Annotated in this window: 17 protein-coding genes; 8 read left to right on the top strand and 9 right to left on the bottom strand. The window is 70.4% G+C overall.

The genetic code is table 11. The features are described 5' to 3' along the window. Positions 1-43 precede the first annotated feature (43 nt). The 3 genes from ABZZ20_RS11080 to ABZZ20_RS11070 all read left to right on the top strand — a co-directional run bounded on the left by ABZZ20_RS11080 (position 44) and on the right by ABZZ20_RS11070 (position 2,611). Complete coding sequence (locus ABZZ20_RS11080) at positions 44-1,381, top strand: MFS transporter (RefSeq protein WP_356869046.1); 1,338 nt, start codon at positions 44-46, stop codon at positions 1,379-1,381. Positions 1,382-1,460: 79 nt separating this feature from the next. Beyond that, entirely contained in the window at positions 1,461-2,396 is a 936-nt protein-coding gene (locus ABZZ20_RS11075) for an EamA family transporter (protein WP_356869045.1), read from the top strand. 62 nt (positions 2,397-2,458) lie between these two features. Next, positions 2,459-2,611, top strand: coding sequence for a hypothetical protein (locus ABZZ20_RS11070; RefSeq protein ID WP_356869043.1), 153 nt, complete (start codon positions 2,459-2,461; stop codon positions 2,609-2,611). Between the two features lie 30 nt (positions 2,612-2,641). Here the strand turns inward: ABZZ20_RS11070 and pepN (ABZZ20_RS11065) are convergent, their stop codons facing one another. Beyond that, positions 2,642-5,233, bottom strand: coding sequence for an aminopeptidase N (gene pepN / locus ABZZ20_RS11065; RefSeq protein ID WP_356869041.1), 2,592 nt, complete (start codon positions 5,231-5,233; stop codon positions 2,642-2,644). 149 nt (positions 5,234-5,382) lie between these two features. On the opposite strand from pepN (ABZZ20_RS11065), the gene ABZZ20_RS11060 reads away from it, so the two are divergent. Both ABZZ20_RS11060 and ABZZ20_RS11055 read left to right on the top strand, forming a co-directional pair. Beyond that, complete coding sequence (locus tag ABZZ20_RS11060; RefSeq protein WP_356869039.1) at positions 5,383-5,613, top strand: ribbon-helix-helix domain-containing protein; 231 nt, start codon at positions 5,383-5,385, stop codon at positions 5,611-5,613. After that, positions 5,600-5,947, top strand: coding sequence for a type II toxin-antitoxin system PemK/MazF family toxin (locus ABZZ20_RS11055; protein ID WP_356869038.1), 348 nt, complete (start codon positions 5,600-5,602; stop codon positions 5,945-5,947). The genes ABZZ20_RS11060 and ABZZ20_RS11055 overlap by 14 nt, the downstream gene beginning before the upstream one ends. Positions 5,948-6,002: 55 nt before the next feature. Here the strand turns inward: ABZZ20_RS11055 and ABZZ20_RS11050 are convergent, their stop codons facing one another. The 3 genes from ABZZ20_RS11050 to ABZZ20_RS11040 all read right to left on the bottom strand — a co-directional run bounded on the left by ABZZ20_RS11050 (position 6,003) and on the right by ABZZ20_RS11040 (position 11,481). After that, positions 6,003-7,034, bottom strand: a complete 1,032-nt coding sequence (locus tag ABZZ20_RS11050) for an aspartate-semialdehyde dehydrogenase (protein ID WP_356869036.1) — start codon at positions 7,032-7,034, stop codon at positions 6,003-6,005. A 276-nt stretch (positions 7,035-7,310) separates the two neighbouring features. Further along, positions 7,311-10,640, bottom strand: a complete 3,330-nt coding sequence (locus ABZZ20_RS11045) for a S8 family serine peptidase (RefSeq protein ID WP_356869034.1) — start codon at positions 10,638-10,640, stop codon at positions 7,311-7,313. A gap of 274 nt (positions 10,641-10,914) precedes the next feature. Further along, positions 10,915-11,481, bottom strand: coding sequence for a CGNR zinc finger domain-containing protein (locus ABZZ20_RS11040; RefSeq protein ID WP_356869032.1), 567 nt, complete (start codon positions 11,479-11,481; stop codon positions 10,915-10,917). A gap of 132 nt (positions 11,482-11,613) precedes the next feature. On the opposite strand from ABZZ20_RS11040, the gene ABZZ20_RS11035 reads away from it, so the two are divergent. Both ABZZ20_RS11035 and ABZZ20_RS11030 read left to right on the top strand, forming a co-directional pair. Next, on the top strand, positions 11,614-12,072 hold the full coding sequence (locus tag ABZZ20_RS11035; protein WP_356869031.1) for a VOC family protein: 459 nt from the start codon (positions 11,614-11,616) through the stop codon (positions 12,070-12,072). A gap of 34 nt (positions 12,073-12,106) precedes the next feature. Then, positions 12,107-13,009 (top strand): pyridoxamine 5'-phosphate oxidase family protein, encoded by a 903-nt coding sequence (locus tag ABZZ20_RS11030; RefSeq protein WP_356869029.1) that lies wholly within the window; start codon positions 12,107-12,109, stop codon positions 13,007-13,009. Here ABZZ20_RS11030 and ABZZ20_RS11025 read toward each other — a convergent pair. Beyond that, complete coding sequence (locus tag ABZZ20_RS11025) at positions 12,985-13,944, bottom strand: hypothetical protein (protein WP_356869027.1); 960 nt, start codon at positions 13,942-13,944, stop codon at positions 12,985-12,987. The genes ABZZ20_RS11030 and ABZZ20_RS11025 overlap by 25 nt on opposite strands. Positions 13,945-14,187: 243 nt before the next feature. Next, positions 14,188-16,743: an aminopeptidase N gene (gene pepN / locus ABZZ20_RS11020; protein ID WP_356869025.1), complete on the bottom strand. Its 2,556-nt coding sequence runs from the start codon at positions 16,741-16,743 to the stop codon at positions 14,188-14,190. A 126-nt stretch (positions 16,744-16,869) separates the two neighbouring features. On the opposite strand from pepN (ABZZ20_RS11020), the gene ABZZ20_RS11015 reads away from it, so the two are divergent. Then, complete coding sequence (locus ABZZ20_RS11015) at positions 16,870-17,517, top strand: DsbA family protein (protein WP_356869023.1); 648 nt, start codon at positions 16,870-16,872, stop codon at positions 17,515-17,517. A gap of 144 nt (positions 17,518-17,661) precedes the next feature. Here ABZZ20_RS11015 and ABZZ20_RS11010 read toward each other — a convergent pair whose 3' ends face one another. The 3 genes from ABZZ20_RS11010 to ABZZ20_RS11000 all read right to left on the bottom strand — a co-directional run bounded on the left by ABZZ20_RS11010 (position 17,662) and on the right by ABZZ20_RS11000 (position 21,380). Further along, positions 17,662-18,318, bottom strand: a complete 657-nt coding sequence (locus ABZZ20_RS11010; RefSeq protein WP_356869021.1) for a superoxide dismutase — start codon at positions 18,316-18,318, stop codon at positions 17,662-17,664. Positions 18,319-18,485: 167 nt separating this feature from the next. Next, the gene (locus tag ABZZ20_RS11005; protein ID WP_356869019.1) at positions 18,486-19,901 is read right to left on the bottom strand and encodes an amino acid permease; all 1,416 of its coding nucleotides are present in this window, start codon (positions 19,899-19,901) and stop codon (positions 18,486-18,488) included. Between the two features lie 81 nt (positions 19,902-19,982). After that, on the bottom strand, positions 19,983-21,380 hold the full coding sequence (locus tag ABZZ20_RS11000; RefSeq protein WP_356869017.1) for an amino acid permease: 1,398 nt from the start codon (positions 21,378-21,380) through the stop codon (positions 19,983-19,985). Between the last annotated feature and the right edge of the window lie 111 nt (positions 21,381-21,491).

Below are 21,491 nucleotides of genomic sequence, written 5' to 3'. Positions count from 1 at the left end.
TAGAAGTAAGCTACTTTCTAGCAACCTACTTGGGGGAGGAACGATGGCACGCTCCACAGGGGCGCGGTCCGTAGGAGCGCAGGTCGAGGGAAAGCAGGAAGAGGGGGAACGGGTCGGGGGAGAGCGGTCCCTCCTCGTCGGCGTCGGTGTCAGCGCGGTCGGGATCGGCATGTACGTCCCGTTCACACTCGTCTTCTTCCACCACGTCACCGGCCTCTCCTTCGCCCTCGTGGGCCTGGTGATGACCGCGACCGGCCTCGCCGGGCTGGCGTTCATGCCGCTGGCCGGTTCGGCGGTCGACCGGTTCGGTGCCAAGCGGGTCAACCTCGCGCTCTACGCGGTACGGGCCTTCGGCTTCGCGCTCTACCCCTTCGCCGGCTCGCTGCCCGCCTTCGCCGCCGTCTCGCTCGTCACCGCCCTGGCCGACCGGTCCTTCTCCGTCGTCCAACAGTCGCTGATCGGGGAGGTGGCGCGCGGCGCCGCCCGGGACCGGCTCCAAGCCTCCCTCCGGGCGTTGCAGAACGCCGGGATGGGGGCGGGCGCCCTGATCGTCTCCGGAGTGCTGGCGCTATGGGGAACCACGGCCTTCACCTACACGGCCTGGGCCAACGCGCTGGCCTTCGCCCTCGCCGGACTGCTCGTCGGCCGGGTACGCCCGGTGCGCGACCCGCAGCCGGGCCGCGACGAGCGCCAGCCCGCCGGGTACCGGACGGTCCTGCGCGACCGGCCCTTCCTCGCGCTGACCGCCGCCAACTTCCTCACCGCGCTGGGCTACGCGGCCCTGTCCGTACTCTTCCCCCTCTACATCGCCACCTGGCTGCACGGCCCTGACTCCCTCACCGGAGCCGCCTTCACCCTCAACACCGCCCTGTGCGCCGGGATCGGCGTGCTCGTCGCCGGCCGGGTGCGCCGCTCCGGAGCCCGCCGCACCCGCTCCGCCGCCCTCGGCGCGCTGCTCTTCGCCGCCGCCTTCGCCGGGCAGATCGTGCTCGGTACCCTGCACCCCGGGCAGACCGTGACCCTGGTCGCCCTCCTGGCCATCGTCGTCGTCTACACGCTCGGCGAGCTGGTGCACAGCCCGTCCGGCGGGGCCCTGTCGGTCTCCGCCGCCCCGGAAGCCGTGCGTGGCCGCTACCTGGCCACCTACCAGCTGTCCTACTCGCTGGCCACCGCACTCGCCCCCTCCCTCTTCACCGCCCTGCTCTCCGTCGACGGCCGCCTGCCCTGGGCCGTCCTCACCGTGGCCGCGGTGGGCGCCGCCCTGGCGCTCGTCAGGCTGGAGCGGTGGCTGCCGGTCGAGGCCGTGTACGCGGTGCCACCGGCCGTACCGGCCGCCGCGGGGGCACGGACCCCGGTGCGGGCGCAGGCCCCGGTCGCCTGAGGCCCCTTCTCGCGGCCCGCTCGATCCCGCTCGGTACCACCCCGCCCGCGTTCCCCGCCCGCCCGAGGAGTCCCCTGCCGTGAAACGTCTCACCACCGTCGCCCTGACCGCCCTCGCCCCGATCTCCTGGGGTTCGACCTACGCCGTGGCCACCGAACTGCTCCCGCCCGACCGGCCGCTGTTCACCGGGGTCATGCGGGCCCTGCCCGCCGGACTGCTGCTCACCGCCGTGTCCCGCAGACTGCCCACAGGGCGGTGGTGGTGGAGGTCCGCCGTCCTCGGCACGCTCAACATCGGCGCCTTCTTCCCGCTGCTGTTCCTCTCCGCCTACCGACTGCCCGGCGGTGTGGCAGCCGTGCTCGGCTCCGCAGGCCCGCTGTTCGTCGTCGGACTCGCCGCCCTCGTCCTCGGGGAGCGGGCGCGGCTGCGGACCGTCCTCGCCGCCGTCGTCGCGGCGTTCGGCGTCAGCATGGTGGTCCTCACCGCCGAGGCCCGGTTGGACCTCGTCGGCGTCGTCGCCGGTGTGGTCTCCTCCGCCTCCATGGCCGCGGGCACGGTCATGATCAAGCGCTGGGGACGCCCGCAGGGGGTCGGCTCGCTGGCCTTGGCCGGCTGGCAGCTCACTGCGGGCGGTCTGCTGATCGTCCCGGTCGCGGCCCTCGTCGAGGGGGCGCCGCCCGCACTCGACGGCAAGGCGTTCCTCGGCTACGGCTACATGATGCTGATCAACACCGGTATCGCGTACTGGCTCTGGTTCCGCGGCATCGGCCGGCTCACCGCCACCTCGGTCACCCTGCTCGGCCCGCTCTCCCCGCTCACCGCGGCCGTCATCGGTTGGGCGGCCCTCGGGCAGGGGCTCTCCCCCGTCCAGCTGGCGGGCATGGCGATCGCCTTCGGCGCCACGATCGCCGGCCAGTTGTTCACCGCTCGGACTCCCGCCCAATCGTTCGGTTCTTCTGAAAAGAATGATCGAAACATTTCGATGGAACCGATGGATGGCCCGCTGCGACGGTGATTCCGGCGCCGGACGGGCGACCAGAACCCGAAGGAGAGACACACCGACACACCGTGGCCGTCATGCACCGGGTCCGTACCGTTGCACAGCACGATCCCGCCAGCCCGGTGGCGACGGGGGCCGTCGGGCTCGGCCTGCTCCTCGCTCTGGTCGCGGCGGTCATCTGGTCCGGCAGCTTCGTGGCCACCCGGGGGACCACCGGTGCCGGCCCGTAGTGGGCGGGCCGGCCCCGGTCGGGGGGAACGTCAGCCCCGGACGGCAGTGGCAGCTGCGTCGGCAGCCTGCGCCTTCAGCGCGCGCTCGACGCCCGCGCGGGACTCCGAGACCAGCCGGCGCAGTGCCGCGTTCGGCTCCGCGGAGGCCAGCCAGGCGTCCGTGGCCTCCAGGGTCTGCGGGGAGACCTGGAGGGACGGGTAGAGGCCCACCGCGATCTGCTGGGCGATCTCGTGGCTCCGGCTCTCCCAGATCCCCTTGATCATCGAGAAGAACTTCTCGGTGTACGGGGCCAGCAGCTCGCGCTGGTCGCTCTGGACGAAGCCGCCGATCACCGCCTCCTGCACCGCGTTGGGCAGGTCCGCGGACTCCACCACCGAGGCCCACGCCTCGGCCTTGGCCTCCGCCGTCGGGCGCGCGGCCCGCGCCGTGGCCGCGTGACGCTCGCCCGCAGCCGTACGGTCGCGCTCCAGCTCCGCCGCGATGGCCGGCTCGTCCGCGATGCCCGTCGCGGCGAGCCGCTCCAGGAACGCCCAGCGCAGCTCGGTGTCGACGACCAGGCCCTCGATCTCCGCGGCACCGTCCAGCAGCGCCGACAGGTACGTGAGCTGCCCCTCGGTGCGGGCGGTGGCCGCGAAGGCACGGGCCCACGCCAGCTGGTGGTCGCTGCCCGGTTCGGCGCCGCGCAGGTGCTCCAGCGTGGCCTCGGTCCAGGTCGCCAGGCCCTGCTCCCGCCACGCCGGGTCGGCGTACAGCTCGATGGCCAGTTTGACCTGCCGGTGCAGCGACTGGACGACGCCGATGTCCGACTCCTTGCCGATGCCCGACAGGACGAGGGCGAGGTAGTCGCGCGTGGCCAGTTCGCCGTCGCGGGTCATGTCCCACGCCGAGGCCCAGCACAGCGCCCGCGGCAGTGACTCGGTGAAGTCTCCGAGGTGTGCGGTGACGTTCGCCAGCGAGACCTCGTCGAGGCGGACCTTGGCGTAGGAGAGGTCGTCGTCGTTCAGCAGCACGACGGCCGGGCGGGTGCGGCCGATCAGCTGCGGCACCTCCGTCAGCTCACCGTCGATGTCCAGCTCGATCCGGTCGGTGCGGACCAGCTTGCCGCCGTCCAGGTCGTACAGGCCGATGGCGATCCGGTGCGGGCGCAGCGTCGGCTCGCCCTTCGCGCCGGCGGGCAGCGCCGGGGCTTCCTGTCGGACCGCGAAGGCGGTGATCGAGCCGTCCTGCGCCGTCTCGATCCGCGGGCGCAGGATGTTGATGCCGGCCGTCTCCAGCCATGCCTTCGACCAGGCGGTCAGGTCGCGGCCCGAGGTCTCCTCAAGGGCGCCCAGCAGGTCCGACAGGCGCGTGTTGCCGAACGCGTGCGCCTTGAAGTACGCCTGCACGCCCTTGAAGAAGGCGTCCGTGCCCACGTAGGCGACGAGCTGCTTGAGCACCGAGGCGCCCTTGGCGTACGTGATGCCGTCGAAGTTGACCAGGACGTCGTCCAGGTCACGGATGTCCGCCATGATCGGGTGCGTGGACGGCAGCTGGTCCTGCCGGTACGCCCAGGTCTTCATCGAGTTGGCGAAGGTCGTCCACGCGTGCGGCCACTTCGAGCCCTCGGCGTACGCCTGGCAGGCGATCGAGGTGTACGTCGCGAACGACTCGTTCAGCCACAGGTCGTTCCACCACTCCATGGTGACCAGGTCGCCGAACCACATGTGCGCGAGCTCGTGGAGGATCGTCTCCGCACGCACCTCGTACGCCGCATCCGTCACCTTCGAGCGGAAGACGTACTGGTCGCGGATGGTGACGGCGCCCGCGTTCTCCATCGCGCCCGCGTTGAACTCCGGGACGAAGAGCTGGTCGTACTTGGCGAACGGGTAGTCGTACGCGAACTTCTCCTGGAACCAGTCGAAGCCCTGCCGGGTCACATCGAAGATCGCGTCGGCGTCCAGGAACTCGGCCAGCGACGGCCGGCAGTAGATCCCGAGCGGGACCGACTGGCCGTTCGGGCCCTCGTACGAGCTGTGCACCGCCTGGTACGGGCCGACGATCAGGGCCGTGACGTACGTCGAGATGCGCGGCGTCGGCTCGAAGCGCCAGACGTTGTCCTTGACGTCCGCGGCGTCGGGCGTCGGGGAGTTCGAGATGACCGTCCAGCCCTCGGGGGCCGTCACGGTGAACCGGAACGTCGCCTTCAGGTCCGGCTGCTCGAAGTTGGCGAAGACGCGCCGCGCGTCCGGCACCTCGAACTGGGTGTACAGGTAAGCCTGCTGGTCGACCGGGTCGACGAAGCGGTGCAGGCCCTCGCCCGTGTTGGTGTACGCGCAGTCCGCGACGACCCTCAGCTCGTTCGTCCCGGCCTTCAGGTGCTCCAGCGCGATGCGCGAGTCTCGGAACACGGCGGCCACGTCCAGGGACGTGCCGTTGAGGACGACCTCGTGCACGGCCGGAGCGACCAGGTCGATGAAGGTCTCCGCGTCCGCCTCGGCGGACTGGAAGCGCACGGTGGTCACGGAGGGGTACGTGCCACCCTCCTGCGCCCCGCTCAGGTCGAGGTCGATCTCGTACGAGTCGACGCTGAGCAGCTTCGCCCGCTGCTGAGCCTCTTCACGGGTCAGATTCGTGCCAGGCACGCGTTCATCTCCTTCGATGGTGACGTTGCCCGGCCATCCTTCCATGGGGGGCGGGCCACCGCGCAGGAGTAATCCGCGGGCGAACATGAGGGAGCGGAAGTCTTGACACCCGGGTGGCGCAGCTTGTCCTACTTCAGTAGCATCGAGTGATGAAGATTAGTGTGAGCCTGCCGCAGGAGGATGTCGAGTTCGTCGATAAGTACGCTGCCGCAACCGCAGCGGACTCCAGATCTGCCGTGATACAGGCTGCGATCGAGATGCTGCGGGCTTCGCAGTTGGAGGCTGACTACGAGGCTGCCTTCGCAGAGTGGGACGCGAGCGAGGACGCTGCGTTCTGGGACCAGTTCTCAGGGGACGGGTTGGCTGATGAAGCGCGGTGACATCTACCTCGTCGACTACGAGCCGGTTCATGGAAGCGAGGCGAACAAGGCGCGCCCTTCGGTCATCGTGTCGAACGACGGAGCCAACGTGGCCGTCACACGGATGCGCCGTGGTGTCATCACCGTCGTGCCGCTCACATCGAACACCTCCCGGGTCTATCCGTTCCAGGTGCTGCTGCCCGCTGCCGAGTGTGGCCTTGCGAAGGATTCCAAGGTGCAATGCGAGCAGGTCAGGGCAGTGGCGTCCGAGCGTTTCATTCAGCGTGTCGGCGCGGTCCCCCGCCAGCGCATGGCGGAGATCGACGCGGCTCTGCGGCGCCACCTGGCGCTCTAGACACGCATGAGGGGCGGCACCGTGACGGTGCCGCCCCTCATGCGTGTATCCGGGCTCAGTTGCCGCGCAGCTCCTCGGCGACGAGCTCGGCGATCTGGACCGCGTTCAGGGCCGCGCCCTTGCGTAGGTTGTCGTTCGACAGGAACAGCGCGAGGCCGTTGTCCACGGTCTCGTCCACGCGGATGCGACCCACGTACGAGGCGTCCTTGCCGGCCGCCTGGAGGGGGGTCGGGATTTCCGAGAGCTCGACGCCCGGGGCGTCCTTCAGGAGCTCGTAGGCGCGCTCCACGCTGATCGGACGCGCGAAGCGGGCGTTGACCTGGAGGGAGTGGCCGGAGAAGACCGGCACGCGCACGCAGGTGCCGGAGACCTTGAGCTCCGGGATCTCCAGGATCTTGCGGGACTCGTTGCGGAGCTTCTGCTCCTCGTCGGTCTCGAAGGTGCCGTCGTCCACGATCGAGCCCGCGAGCGGGACGACGTTGAAGGCGATGGGCCGCTTGTAGACGGCGGGCTCGGGGAAGTCCACCGCGCCGCCGTCGAAGGTCAGCTGGTCGGCGGCCTCGGAGACGGCGCAGGCCTGGGTGCGCAGCTCGGCGACACCGGCCAGGCCCGAGCCGGACACGGCCTGGTAGGTGGTGGCGACCAGCGCGGTCAGACCGGCCTCGTCGTGCAGCGGGCGCAGCACCGGCATCGCGGCCATGGTGGTGCAGTTCGGGTTCGCGATGATGCCCTTGGGGCGGTTCTTGATCGCGTGCGGGTTGACCTCGGAGACGACGAGGGGGACGTCGGGGTCGCGGCGCCAGGCGGAGGAGTTGTCGATCACGACGGCGCCCTGGGAGGCGACCTTCTCCGCGAGGGCCTTGGAGGTGGCCCCGCCCGCGGAGAAGAGCACGATGTCCAGGCCGGAGTAGTCGGCCGTGGAGGCGTCCTCGATGGTGATCTCCCGGCCCTCCCACTCCAGGGTCGAGCCCGCGGAACGGGCCGAGGCGAAAAGCCGCAGCTCGTCCACCGGGAACTTCCGCTCGGCGAGGATGCCGCGCATGACTCCGCCGACCTGACCGGTGGCTCCGACGATTCCGACCCTCACGGTGACTCCTTCTGCTCCGTACGACGCGGGCGCGCGTGGAGCCATCATGCGTTCGACCCCACGAGCCTTGTCCAATCCATTGTCCGAGGAACGGACGGTGTCCGGAATGCGAACCTGTGTGAGGCGCCCGTAGCGAGCGTGCAGTGGCACCCCCGAGTCATCGTTTCCGCAGGCCACGGCCGGTGGGTGGGGTCCGCCCCGGTCGGTGGGCCGTGACGGAAAACGCACGGAGGGGCAGTGCTCGTCAGAGCACTGCCCCTCCGGTGTCCTACCGGGTTACGGGAGGACCTTCTCGATCTGCACGCTGCCGGTGCCGGCGGCGGTGCCGCGACCGTTGAGCAGCTTGACCTCGCCGAAGAACTGACGGCCCTCGGGGGCCGGGGCGGAGGCCAGGACGTTCGCCGAGACGGACACGGAGGCGCCGTTGGCGAGGTTCACCGCGGCGGCCTCGTCGACCTGGACGGAGCCCAGGGCGGACGAGAAGTACACGTCGCGGTAGTTGTAGCTGGTGGAGCCGGACGGAACCGCGTAGCCGGCCACCTCGATGGTGTACGTACCGGCGGCCGGGTTGAGGAGGGTCACGGCCTCTTCGGAGTCGCCGTCGGCGGAGGAGCCGACCTTCACGCCGTCCTTGAGGACGGTGAGGTCGAGGTCGGCGCCGGTGTCGGAGACACCGCCGATGGCCACGTCCAGGCGGGAGACGCCCTCACCGATGGTGACGGTGCTCGTCTGGGTCTCGCCGTTGGCGATGGTCGGCTTGGCGACCTTCGCGGAGCCGAGCGGACCGCCCTGGAGCTTGCCGCCGGTGATGGCCGCGGCCTCGTTCTTGACGGTCCACTGGACCGGGGCGGGCGTACCCTGCTTCACCTCGGGCAGGACCTTGACGGCCGGGTCGAAGGCCGCACCGAGGACGCTGACGTCCAGCTTGAACGGGTTGTCGAGCAGCGGCGACGTACGGCGCGACTCGACCTCGATCTCCCAGACGCCCGGCTGCGGGTTCTCGTACGAGCGCAGGTCGGGGCGGCACTTGTTGGCCGGGTTGTCGTAGTTCGGGTAGCACTGGGTGGTCGCGCTGTCCTCGACGCCCACACCGTACGGGTGGATCGAGATGAAGCGCGTCTGGCTGCCCGCCGCGAGACCGCCGAGGGCGACCTCAAGGGACTTCGCGCCCTGCGGCACGGTGACGAAGTACGACTTGTGGCTGTTGCGCTGGACGGACGAGGTGTCCGACAGCGTGAACGACGGCTTCGCCAGCGGGGTGGAGGCGACGACCGTGGTCAGGATCTGCTTGTCGATGCCCTCGGTGGTCTCGTCGTCCAGCTGCAGGATGCCGCTGTGGACGCCGGCCGTCTTGGGCTTCGCCTCGACCTTGATGGTGACGGGCTTGTTCAGCGGCAGCGTGACGTAGTCGTAGCCGCCGACGATCTTGAACGTGCCGTCGTTGTTGCGCCAGCTCAGGTTGTGTCGGGTGCCGTACTTGACCCCCGTGGTGCGGGTGACGACGACGTCGTAGACCTTCTTCTGGCCGACCTTGAGGCCGCCCTCGCGGTCGTAGAGGCCGGTACCGAAGCCCGGGGTCTTCAGGAACTGGTCGATCGCGGTGTCGACCGGCGCCTTGACGGCGAACTCGTTGGCCTTGGCGCCGCGCTGGATGGACTCCCAGGCTCCGTTGATGTCGATCAGGCCCGCGCCCTGGGCGTGCGCCGGGACGTCGTCGATCTTCTTCGCGGTGCTGGTGAGCGCGACGCGCAGGCTCGCCGGGGTGAGGGCGATGTGCTGCTGCTTCGCGGCCGAAATCAGCAGGGCGCTGGCGCCCGCCGCCTGCGGCGAGGACATCGAGGTGCCCTGGAGCATCGAGTAGCCGGCCGGCAGGTCGTAACCGGCCTCCTTCACCGGTCCGCCGGGCAGCCAGGTCTGGGTGGTGTTGATGGCCGCACCGGGAGCGGTGATGGTCGGCGTGAAGCCGCCGTCCTCACGCGGACCGCGCGAGGAGAACGGGAACATGTTGTACTTCTTGGTCACGCCGGAGCCGTAGTTGGCGGCCCAGGTCTCCTTGGAGACCGCGGCACCCACGGAGATGACCTTGTCCGCGAGGCCGGGGTCGCCGATCGTGTTGACGCCGGGGCCCTCGTTGCCCGCCGAGATGACGAGCTGGACACCGTAGGTGTCGATGAGGTTCCGGTAGAGCTCGGCGCGCGCGTTGTTGCCGTCGTTCAGCGCCGGCAGACCGCCGATGGACATGTTGACGATGTCCACGCCGCGGTTGACCACGAGGTCGATCATGCCCTCGGTCAGCGCGACGTTGGTGCAGCCGCCGGACCAGGAGCAGGCGCGCGAGGAGACGATCTTCGCGCCGGGCGCCTCGCCGTTCATCTTGCCGCCGAAGAGGCTGTTGGCGGCGGTGATGCCGGCGACGTGCGTGCCGTGCTCGGACTCGATGATGCCGATGTTGACGAAGTCGACCTTCTTGCCGACCCAGTCCCCGCCCAGCGGGTCCATCGGGACGTCCTTGCGGATCTGGATCACGAACGGGATGCGCTCGGCGACGTCGGTCGCCGGGTTGTCCGTGCCGAAGTAGCCGACCTGGTAGCCGTCCTTGTACGGCTTCATCGGCTCGTTGTTCGTGAAGTCGCCGTCCTGGTCGGTGTCGACGCGGACGGTGCCGGCGGCCGGGTCGTAGAGCATGCCGAACCGGTCGGTGGTGTCCCCGTCCCGGTTGACGTCGCCCTTCATGTCACCGGTGGCGGTGATCGACTCGCTGAAGCGGCTCCACTGGAACGAGCCCTCCGGAGCCTTCCAGCTCTGGCCGCCCGCGGTGAAGGCGCCGCCGGTGGCGGTGACCGGGGTGATCTGGGCGCGCCAGGTGGCGTCGCCGTCAGTGATCGGGTCGGTCGCGGTGACCCAGTCGACGATCTTGCGCTCGCCGGTGGTGGTCTTCTGGAGCGCCGGGTGGCCGAGGTCGACGCCGGAGTCCAGGATGCCGATGGTCACGCCGCGGCCGTCGGCCTGCGGGTTCTTGGCGACGAAGTCCACCGCACCGGTCTCGAAGGACGGGTTGTACGGGTTCTTCGCGGGGGTGTTCTTGTCCGGCCCCGGGTACGTCTCGGAGGCGGTCTTCTGGGACGAGCCCGACTCCTTGCCCGCGTCGGGGCGCGGGTCCGACAGCTGGATCTCGTGCTTGAGGTCCATGGCGTGCACCGAGGACAGCTTCGCAGCCGCCTTCAGCGCGGCCTCGGCCTTGCCCGTGGGCAGCGTGGCGCGCACGTAGCCGAGCTTGTCGTTCGTCTGGCCGACCGAGGCGCCCTGGACCGCGGTGAGCTGGTCGGCGACCTGCTTGGTCTGGCCGGGGGCGGTGGCCACCATGACGGTGACGGTCGCGTCACCCTTGGCCTTGGCTTCCTGAAGCAGCTCGGCGTCCGCCGAACCGAGCTTCTGGTCGGCGGACTTGACGGCCGGGCCGGTGCCCGGGGTGCCGGTACCGGTGCCGGTCGCTGCGAACACGGGCACGGCGCCCGCGGTCGCGAGTGCGGCGACCAGACCGGCCGCGGCCGCGACGCGCGCGACGCGTCTGGCCCCGGATATGGAGCTGGGGGATTCGAGGGTCATCAGCATCCCTGGATAAGTGAAAGATACGGTCCGGATTTCGGTGCCGGATGACCGGTCAGCTTTGCGCAAGTGACAGCTGTTTGGGGAGCCTTGTCATTGACCGAGACCTGACATGGCGGACATTCGCCAGGTCGGACCATGCGCCATCGAGGCCGTACCGGGGCGTACGCGCACGAATCGCAGGGGTTGAAGAGTGGATTTGTAGACTTCCCGACCTCGTGACGAGGGTGCGGGAGTGCCTCGTCTCAGATCGGGTGTGACAACTTTCGGCTTCTCAGCGCTCGCGCGTGCGCGCGTAGTGGCGCGAGGCCTTCGCCCGGTTTCCGCACGCCTGCATCGAGCACCAGCGACGGGTGCCGTTGCGCGAGGTGTCGTGGAAGTGCAACACGCACGTCTGCGAGGCGCACTTGCGGATGCGGTCGGGCGCCGAGCCCAGCAGGTCCAGGTAGTTGCGGGCGGCCGTCCAGGCGGGACCCCAGGTCGGGTCGTCGAACTCGGCGCGCTCGCCGGGGCCGTCGGCGGTCAGCGTGGCGCGGATCCGCCCGTGCTCCAGAACGGCGTCCACCAGGGCCCGCGCGCCCGCGTCGGTCGGGTCCGCGACCACGCGGGCCAGTGCCTCGCGGGCGGTCAGCAGGTGGACGAGGGTCGCGGCATCGGCGCGGAAGCGGTCGGCCAGCCCGGCGCTGTGCAACCAGATCGCGAGCCCTTCGACCCGGGTCAGCCCGAAGGCGCCGGCGAAGAGGTCGGTGAGCTCGCCCTCCCGCATCCAGCGCGTGTTCAGCAGGTCGAGGGCGATCGGTTCGCCCGTCAGGGGGCGGGGGTCCGTCGCCGCTGTCGTCATCTCGCTGCTCCTCCGCGTACGCCTGCTAACCCCTCAAGGGTACGTGACCGGTTGACGCCCTCCGATCTAACCGTTAAGTTTTGTTTAGATGGTTAGAACAGGGAGTCGAAGAAACGATGAAAGGGGGCAGCCGTGACGGCTGTCATCAGCACGCTGCGGACCGGGCACGTGGGCCTGAACGTCACCGACCTCACCCGCTCGCTCGCCTTCTACCGGGACGCCCTCGGCTTCGAGCTGCTGGGCGAGGGGAAGGAAGAGGGCCGCCGATACGCCTTCCTCGGCCAGGACGGCGAGCTCGTCCTCACGCTCTGGCAACAGGCCGACGGCGCGTTCGCCCCGGCCGCGGCCGGACTGCACCACCTGGCGTTCTCCGCCACCGTGATCGACGAGGTCAGGGGCTACGAGCAGCGGCTGCGCGAGCTCGGGGTGGATTTCGCGTACGAGGGCGTCGTCGCCCACGGCGAAGGCGCGGCCTCGGGCGGCATCTTCTTCCACGACCCCGACGGCACCCGTCTGGAGATCTCCGTACCGGCCGGCGCCGAAGATGCACCCGCCCCCACCTCGGGAGCCCCGACCTGTGGGTTCTTCTAAGGGCTCACAGAGGAGGAAGGCAGGAGGAAGCGTCATGGACCGCTACCACCAGGGCTCGCTGTCCGTGCAGGAACGGGTCGGCGTGCGCGAGCTCGCCGAGCACGTCGGCCGCTCGATCGGCGTGGGCATCAAGGACGTCGCCGCGGCCTTCCTGGCCCAGCAGCCGCACCTGGTCGTCGGTGCCGCCGACGGGGCGGGCCTGCTGTGGGCCTCGCTGCTCACCGGCCCGCCCGGTTTCGTACGGGCCACCGGTCCGCACCGCATGGCGGTCGCCGGTGGGCCGCCGGTCGGAGACCCGCTCGCCGAGGCGCTGGCCACCGCCGGCACCCGGGTCGGGACGATCTCCCTCGACCCGCGGACCAGGCGCCGGATGCGGCTGGGCGGGACTCTGGAGGTGACCGCGGGCGGGTTCGCGGTCGAGGCCGAACGCGTCTTCGCCAACTGCCCCAAGTACCTGCAGAAGCGGCAGCCGCTGGAGCTGGTCGCCGAAGGGGCCGGTGTCGTGCGGCGCGGGGACGCGCTCACCCCCGACCAGGAGCGGGCCGTCCGCGCCGCCGACACCTTCTTCGTCGCGACCACCGCCGAGGGCGGGACGGACGCCAGCCACCGGGGCGGGCTGCCGGGCTTCGTGGAGGTCCTCTCGCCGTCCCTGCTGTCCTGGCCGGACTACCCGGGCAACGCCATGTTCCTGACGCTGGGGAACCTGGCCGTCGATCCGCGGGCCGGGCTGCTGTTCCCGGACTGGGAGGGCGGGGCAGTGCTCCAGCTCAGCGGTCGGGCCCGGACCGAGTTCGGGGCGGAGGGCAGCCGCAGCGTCCACTTCCACGTGGACTCGGTGGTGGAGGCCCTGCACCCCGGGCGGCTGCTCTGGAGCACTCCGGAGTACTCGCCGGCCAACCCGGCGCTGCCGATTCACCGGGGGAGCACGACCAGATAGGCGGCGGGTTCGCGGTCGTCCGACGCCGTCAGGGCGGTCCGGACGACCGCGGCCTGCTGCTCGGGCCAGTCCCGCAGCTTGCGCGGGGTGAGGTGGATGACGGTCACCCCGAGCCGCTCCAGCGTCTCCCGCTTGCGGACGGCCTCCGACCACTCCTCGTCCTCGCCCTGCCGGGGCGCCCGGGTGTCGATCTCCACGGCCACCGCGTGCTCGGGCCAGAAGGCGTCGACCCCGCCGAGGTGCGGGCCCCCGGGCAGACGCAGGTCCACGTTCCAGAGCGGCTCGGGGAGCTCGTGGCTCCGTACGAGCTGGTAGAGCCGGTCCTCGGCGATGGCCCGGCCCTCGGCGAGCAGGGATTCGACGGCGTCCACGACGTGCGGGCGGTTCAGCAGCCGGGCCACCGTCAGCTCCCTGACGAGGGCGGCCGGTTCGCAGTGCCTGCCGCGGACGGCCTCGCTGAGCAGACGGCGTACCGTGGCGGCGTCCGAGAGCTGGGCGACGGCGTCGGCCACGGCCCGCGCCACCGGGGCGACGGGCACCCCGGTCACCTCCTGCGGGCGCGGCGGGGTGTGCGTCCGCACGATCCGCACCGTGCCGACGGAGCGCAGCCGACGGCTGTGGGGCACCAGCACGTCGATGTGGGAGAGGGCGAGCAGAGTGGGTGCGGAGGCGAACCGGTACAGCGCGAGGGCCGCGAGTCCGGTGATCACCGCCTCGCCGCCGCGGCGGCCGGCGTACAGCAGGGCGGCGTGCAGGCGCTCCTCGCCGGTGGCGGCGCCGGAGTGGAGGAGGAACACCCCCGGCAGGATCTGCTGCCAGGGCCGCTCGGCGGCGTCGGAGGCGCTCACACCGTGCTCGCGTAGCTGGGCGAGGCTCAGGACGAGGGGACGGCTGCCGGTGAGGTGAGCGAGGGGGAGGGGTGCGTTGTGGTTCATGCCGCGGAGATTCCCTCCCGCACGGGCTTTGCTAACCCCTGTTACGCTCCCGTCGACAAATCCGGACAAGCCCGCACTAAAGTACGGCCGTTCGAAAGCCGATACCGCAGTTCCCCTCGACCGTGTCACCGCTGCTCGGACCCCCTCCCGCCCGACCCCGCCGGTGTCCGGGGCGCGGGGTGCCGGGGGCGGAGCCCGACAGCCCGCGGGCGGACCCCCGGCAGCGGCGCCGCAGCCGCAGGACTACGCGGCGCGGGCCGCGTCGCAGGCCTGGGCGCGCAGCGCCCGGGCCAGGTCGTCGCGGGCCTCCAGCACCAGCCGCCGCAGCGCAGGTGCCGCGTCCTCGTGCGAGGAGAGCCAGGCGTCCGTCGCGTCGAGCGTCGACTGCGAGTCCTGGAGCGAGGGGTACAGCCCCCGCACCACGTGCATCCCGATCTGGATCGACCGCTGCGCCCAGATCCGCTCGATCATCTCGAAGTAGCGCCCCGCGTAGGGCGCCAGCAGGGCTCGCCGGGACGGCTGCTGCATGCCTGCGATCGTCGCCTCCACCAGCGCGTTCGACAGCGCGTCCGACTCGACCACCGCCGCCCACGCCTGGTCCTGCACCGCCTCCGACGGCCGCGCCGCCAGGCACCGCACCTGGTGCCGCCTGCCCGATGCCGTGTCGTCCCGTGCCAGCTCCGTCGCCAGTGCCGCCTCGTCCACCGCCCCGTGCGCGGCCAGCGGCAGCAGGAAGTCCCACCGCAGCTCCTGGTCCACGTCCAGCCCGTCGATCCGCGCCGAACCGTCCAACAGCCCCAGCAGCAGCTGGAAGTCGCCCTCGGTCGCCGCGCTCGCCGCGAAGAAGTGCGCCCAGGTCAGCTGGTGCTCAGAGCCGGGCTGCGCCTGCCGCAGCTCGTGCAGGGCGACCGCCGACAGCACCCGGCCGCCCTGCTCGCGCCAGTCGGCCGCCGCGTAGTGGGTGACCGCCGTCAGCGCCTGCGCGTGCAGCATCTGCAGCACGCCCACGTCCGTCTCGCGGCCCGCGTGGGACGACACCAGGGAGACGAAGTCGCGCGCGGGCAGCAGCCCGTCCCGCGTCAGGTTCCACAGCGCCGACCAGCACAGCGCGCGCGCCAGCGGATCCGTGAGATCGCCCAGGTGGGCCCGCAGCGTCTCCAGCGAACCCCCGTCGAAGCGGATCTTGCAGTACGTCAGGTCCTCGTCGTTGACGAGCACCAGGTCGGGCCGCTGCTGTCCGGCCAGCTCCGCCACGACCGTCCGCGCGCCCGCCACGTCCGCCTCGGCCTGCGCGAAGCGGACCAGCGAGCCGGACTCCAGGCGGTACAGGCCGACCGCGACCCGGTGCGGGCGCAGCTCGTCACCCTCCTGGACCACCGCCAGCTCGGCCACCCGGCCGTCCGCGTCGTACGTCACCTCCGGGGTCAGCACGTTCACGCCGGCCGTCTGGAGCCACGCCCGCGACCACTCGGCCATGTCCCGTCCGGAGACCTCCCCGAGCACCTCCAGCAGGTCGTCCAGGGTGGTGTTCCCGTAGGCGTTGGCCTTGAAGTAGCGCCGTGCGCCCTCCAGGAACGCGTCCCGGCCCACGTACGCGACCAGCTGCTTCAGCACGGCCGCGCCCTTGGCGTAGGTGATGCCGTCGAAGTTCAGCTTCGCGTCCTCCAGGTCACGGATGTCGGCCGTGACCGGGTGGGTGGAGGGCAGCTGGTCGGCCCGGTAGGCCCACGCCTTGCGGTTGTTGGCGAAAGTCACCCATGCCTGGTCGAAGCGGGTCGCCTCCACCTGCGAGAAGGAGCCCATGAAGTCCGCGAAGGACTCCTTCAGCCACAGGTCGTCCCACCACTTCATGGTGACGAGGTCGCCGAACCACATGTGGGCCATCTCGTGCAGGATCGTGTTGCAGCGGCGCTCGTACGCGGCCCGCGTCACCTTCCCGCGGAAGATGTACTCCTCGCGGAAGGTCACCATCCCCGGGTTCTCCATCGCGCCCAGGTTGTACTCGGGCACGAACGCCTGGTCGTACTTCCCGAACGGGTACGGGTAGTCGAAGTGCTCGTGGAAGAAGTCGAAGCCCTGCTTGGTGACCAGGAAGACGTCGTCGGCGTCGAAGTGCTTCGCCAGCCCCTTGCGGCACATCGCGCCGAGCGGGATCGTCAGGTCCCCGCGCGTGTAGGTGTCCGTCACGTAGTGGTACGGGCCCGCCACCACGCACGTGATGTACGTGGAGATCGGCGCGGTCTGCGCGAAGCGCCAGGTCTGGCCCTCCCGGGACTCCTCCGCCCCGTTGCTCCAGACCTGCCAGCCCTGCGGCGCGCTCACCTGGAAGCGGTAGGGGGCCTTCAGGTCCGGCTGTTCGAAGTTCGCGTACACCCGCCGGGCGTCCGCGGGCTCGTACTGCGTGTAGAGGTAGACCTCGCCGTCCTCCGGGTCGACGAAGCGGTGCATACCCTCGCCGGTCCGGCTGTACGCGCAGTTCGCGTCCACCACCAGGACGTTCTCCGAGGCCAGCCCGTCGAGGGCGATCCGCGCCCCGTCGAAGACGGTGGCCGGGTCCAGCTCCCGCCCGTTGAGCGTGATGGAGTTCACCGACGGGGCGATGAGGTCGGCGAAGCTGGCCGAGCCGGGGGTCGCGGCCCGGAAGCGGATCGTGGTCACCGAGCGGAAGGTCCGGGGGCCTTCGGTCGGTTCGTCCTCGTCCACGGCGGACCTCAGGTCGAGGACCACCTCGTACCCGTCGACGGACAGCAGCTCCGCCCGCTCGCGGGCCTCGTCACGGGACAGATTCTCTCCGGGCACATGCACTCCTTCGTGCGTGATCGCGATACCTGATCGAATCCTCCCACGGGGGGAATGAGGGCGGCCCCGGCCTGGTTGGCGAGGAGGAACATGACCAGTGACGCGTTACGCGATTCAAGGAGAGACATGGCCGACACCCAGGTGCGCGAGAAGACTCCGGTCGACTTCTGGTTCGACCCGCTCTGCCCCTGGGCCTGGATGACGTCCCGCTGGATGCTGGAGGTCGAGAAGGTCCGCGACGTCGAGGTTCGCTGGCACGTGATGAGCCTCGCCGTCCTCAACGAGAACAAGCTCGAAGAGCTGCCCGAGCGCTACCGCGAGATCCTCGGCCCCAAGGGCTGGGCCCCGGTGCGCGTCGTCGTGGCGGCGCAGCAGAAGCACGGTGACGAGATCACCGGCAAGCTCTACACCGCGCTCGGCACCCGGATCCACAACGACGACAAGGGCGCGACCCGCGAGGTCATCGCCGAGGCGCTGGAGGAGGTCGGCCTGCCGGCCGAGCTGCTCGCCTACGCCGACTCCGACGAGTACGACCAGGTGCTGCGCGACTCCCACAACAACGGCATCGACCGCGTCGGCCAGGAAGTCGGTACCCCGGTGATCTCCGTCCCCGGCGCCGACGGGCGCGAGGTGGCCTTCTTCGGCCCGGTCGTCACCCCCACCCCGCGCGGCGACGCCGCCGCCCGACTGTGGGACGGCACCCTGCTCGTCGCCTCGACCCCGGGTTTCTACGAGATCAAGCGCACCCGTACCGAGGGCCCGCGCTTCGACTGACCGATCCCCGCGCGCGCGGGGAGCACGACCGTTCGACGCAGAAGGCCCCCGGGAGTCACGTCCTCCCGGGGGCCTTCTGGTGAAAACACCCGCACGTGAAGGCTGAGAAGACGATCACGAGTCGGGCGGCTTGCGGGGCGCCGGTCAGCCCTTGACGGGGATCAGCAGCGGGGTGTTCGCCTTGGCGTCGGCGTAGCGCTTGGCCACGTCCTGCCAGTTGACGACGTTCCACATGGCTTCGATGAAGTCCACCTTCTGGTTCTTGTACTGGAGGTAGAAGGCGTGCTCCCAGGCGTCGAAGACCAGGATCGGCACCGAGGCCTGGCCGACGTTGCCCTGGTGGTCGTAGACCTGCTCGACGATCAGGCGGCCACTGAGGGGCTCGTACGCGAGCACGCCCCAGCCGGAGCCCTGGGTGGCGGAGGCGGCGAAGGTCAACTGCTTCTTGAACTTCGCGAAGGAGCCGAAGGACTGGGCGATCGCGTCCGCGAGCTCGCCGACGCCATCCGCGGCGGTGGGCTCGCCGCCGCCCTCGCCTGTCTTCGGGCTCGCCATGTTGTGCCAGTAGATGCTGTGCAGGATGTGGCCGGAGAGGTGGAAGGCCAGGTTCTTCTCCAGGCCGTTCAGTGCGCCCCAGTTCTCCTTGTCGCGCGCCTCTTCCAGCTGCTCCAGCGTGGTGTTGGCGCCGGCGACGTAGGCCGCGTGGTGCTTGTCGTGGTGCAGCTCGATGATCTGCGGGTTGATCACCGGTTCGAGCGCCGCGTAGTCGTAAGGAAGCTCAGGAAGCGTGTAGATGGCCATGCGTGTGATCCGGTCCCCTCGGCGTGCCAACTGCTTATTGCAATTAATGCGCAACTGCACGCTAGCAGCATCTGTCCCTGTGATCACGTAAGGGTCGCCGGGCGTGCAGAAGGCGCTCCCCGTGCCGTGCACGGGAAGCGCCTTCGCGGTGTCGGGGGCCGGTCCGGTCAGGTCCTGGCCGCCGCCCGCCGCTGCACCACCCATCCGGTGGCCGCCAGGGCGAGGGTCAGCCCGCCGGTGAAGACCACTTGGACCCGGGTGTCCTCGCCCGCGGCCATCAGGGCCAGGACCCCGGCCACGCCGGCCAGCGCCACCCAGGTCAGGTACGGGAAGCCCCACATCCGCACGACCAGCCTTTCGGGAGCCTCCCGCTCCAGTCGGCGCCGCAGTACGAACTGCGAGACGGCGATGAAGCCCCAGACGATGAGGATGACTCCGCCCACCATGTTCAGCAGCCAGGCGAACAGGGTGTCCGGGTACCAGTACGACAGCAGCACGGTGACGAAGCCGAAGCCGCAAGAGGCCAGCACCGCGCGGCGCGGCACCCGGCCGCTGACCTTCCCGAGCGCCTTCGGGCCCTGGCCGCGGGAGACGAGCGAGTGGGCCATGCGCGAGGAGCCGTAGATGTTGGCGTTCATCGCCGACAGCAAGGCGATCAGGATGACCACGTTCATGACCTCACCGGCCGCCGGGATGCCCAGGTGGTCCAGCGTGGCCGCGTACGGGCCCACTTCGGCCACCGCCGGGTCGTTCCACGGCAGCAGCGTGACGATGACCACCATCGAGCCGACGTAGACGATCGCGATCCGCCACATGGTGGTCTTCACGGCCCTCGCCACGCCCTTGACGGGGTTGTCTGACTCGGCGGCGGCGATGGTCACCGTCTCCAGCCCGCCGTACGCGACGACCGAGGCCAACAGTCCGACCAGCAGGCCGTCCGTTCCGTTGGGCAGGAAGCCGCCGTCGTGCAGCAGGTTGGCGGCGCCGGGGGAGGCGGTGCCCGGGAGCAGCCCCAGGACGGCGAGCACGCCCAGGCCCAGGAACAGGGCGATCGCGCCGATCTTGAGGGCGGCGAACCAGAACTCGAACTCGCCGAAGTGGGAGACGGCGGTCAGGTTGGTGCCGCAGAACAGCGCCATGAAGGCCAGCACCCACATCCAGGACGGGGTGCCGGGGAACCAGCCGGTCATGATGTGCGCCGCGCCGATCGCCTCGATCGCCACGCCCACGCACAACAGGGTCCAGAACATCCAGCCCGCCGTGAACCCGGCCCAGGGCCCGATGGCCCGCTCCGCGTGCACGGAGAAAGAACCGGAGGCCGGGTCGGCGGCGGACATCTCACCGAGCATGCGCATCACGAACATCACGAGCAGCCCGGACAGGGCGTACGCGATCACGATCGAGGGACCTGCGGCGGCGATGCCGGCCCCGGAGCCGACGAAGAGGCCGGCGCCGATGACCCCGCCGAGGGCGATCATCGAGAGGTGCCGCTGCTTGAGGCCGTTGCCGAGGGGTGATCCGGCATCGCTCCGCGGGGTCGTGCCGTGCTGGTGTTCGGGGGGCGTGATGGTGCTCTGACTCATGGGCCCCATAGTGCCCACCGTCCGTTTATCGAACATTTAGTGTCCAATATCCGGACGGTAGGCCGAACGGAGGGCTGTACGTCAGGCCTTGCGAGCCCGGATCTCCCGCACCCACGCCACCACCAGTACGACCGCGGCCGCACCGGAGGACCACAGCAACTGGGGGCGCGCGGAGTCGTCGAGCAGCATCAGCACCAACACCGCCGCCATGCCGAGCAGCGCCGCCCACGTCAGGTACGGGAACAGCCACATCCGCAGCGTCAGGCGCTCCGGCATGTCCCGCTCCAGCGTGCGGCGCAGCTTCAACTGCGAGACGGCGATCAGCGCCCACACGAACAGCAGCACCGCGCCGACCGCGTTGAGCATGTAGAGGAAGACCGTGTCCGGCCACAGCAGGTTCAGCACCACCGAGACGAAACCGAAGGCCACCGAGGCGAACACGGCCCGGCGCGGCACACCGCCGCCGGACACCCTCAGCAGGGCCGTCGGCGCCTCACCCCGCTCCGCGAGCGAGAAGATCATGCGCGAGGAGCCGTACAGGTTGGCGTTGAGTGCCGACAGCAGCGCCACGAACACCACGATGTTCATGATCTGGCCGGCCGCCGGGATGCCGATGGAGTCCAGGACGGCGACGTACGGACTCTGGCCCGGCGTCAGCGAGTCCCACGGCAGCAAGGTCACGATGACCACCATCGAGCCCACGTAGAAGAAGAGGATGCGCCATACGGCGTTGCGCACCGCGCGGGCCACGGAGCGGGCCGGGTCGTCCGACTCGGCGGCCGCGATGGTGACGACCTCCAGGCCGCCGAAGGCGAAGATGACGGCCAGCATGCCGGCGACCACGCCGCCCATGCCCGCGGGGAAGAAGCCCCCGTTGCCGTTCAGGTTGGCCAGGCCAACCGGCTCCGTGTCGGGGAGCCAGCCGAAGACCGCGAGCGTGCCCAGGATCAGGAACAGCACGATCGCGCCGACCTTGAGGGCCGCGAACCAGAACTCGAACTCGCCGAAGTTCCGGACGGCGGCCAGATTGCTCACCGTGAAGACGACCATGAAGACCAGCACCCAGACCCACTGGTCGACCGAGGGCAGCCAGCCGTTCGCGATCTTCGCCGCGCCGGTGGCTTCCACGGCCAGCACCACCACGAGCAGGAACCAGTAGAGCCAGCCCGCCGAGAAACCCGCCCAACGGCCCAGCGCCCGCTCCGCGTACACGGAGAACGAACCGGAGGCGGGCATCGCCGCCGACATCTCGCCGAGCGCCCGCATCACCAGCATGGCGAGGGCGCCCGCGAGCAGGTAGGAACAGATGATCGCGGGCCCGGCGATGCCGATGCCCGCACCGGAGCCCACGAACAGCCCGGCCCCGATTACGCCGCCGAGGCCCAGCATGGTCAGGTGGCGCTGCTTGAGGCTGTGGCTCAGGGGTTCCGTGGGCAGATCGTGCTCGCGTGGAGGGGTGTCGGGCAGACGGTCGCGCATGAGTGGATGCTCGTACTCTCGTTGCTCAGCAGCGGCTGGGGGGCTCCGCAGGGGATTGGCGGGAACCTACAGTCTCTCCGGACGGCGCCCATCCGCGCAAAAAGGACGTGT

It is taken from the genome of Streptomyces sp. NPDC006430 (genome assembly GCF_040612395.1).
Taxonomy (GTDB): Bacteria; Actinomycetota; Actinomycetes; order Streptomycetales; family Streptomycetaceae; genus Streptomyces.
Note: the sequence above shows the minus strand (reverse complement) of the source record. Positions and strands in the feature narration are given on the sequence as shown.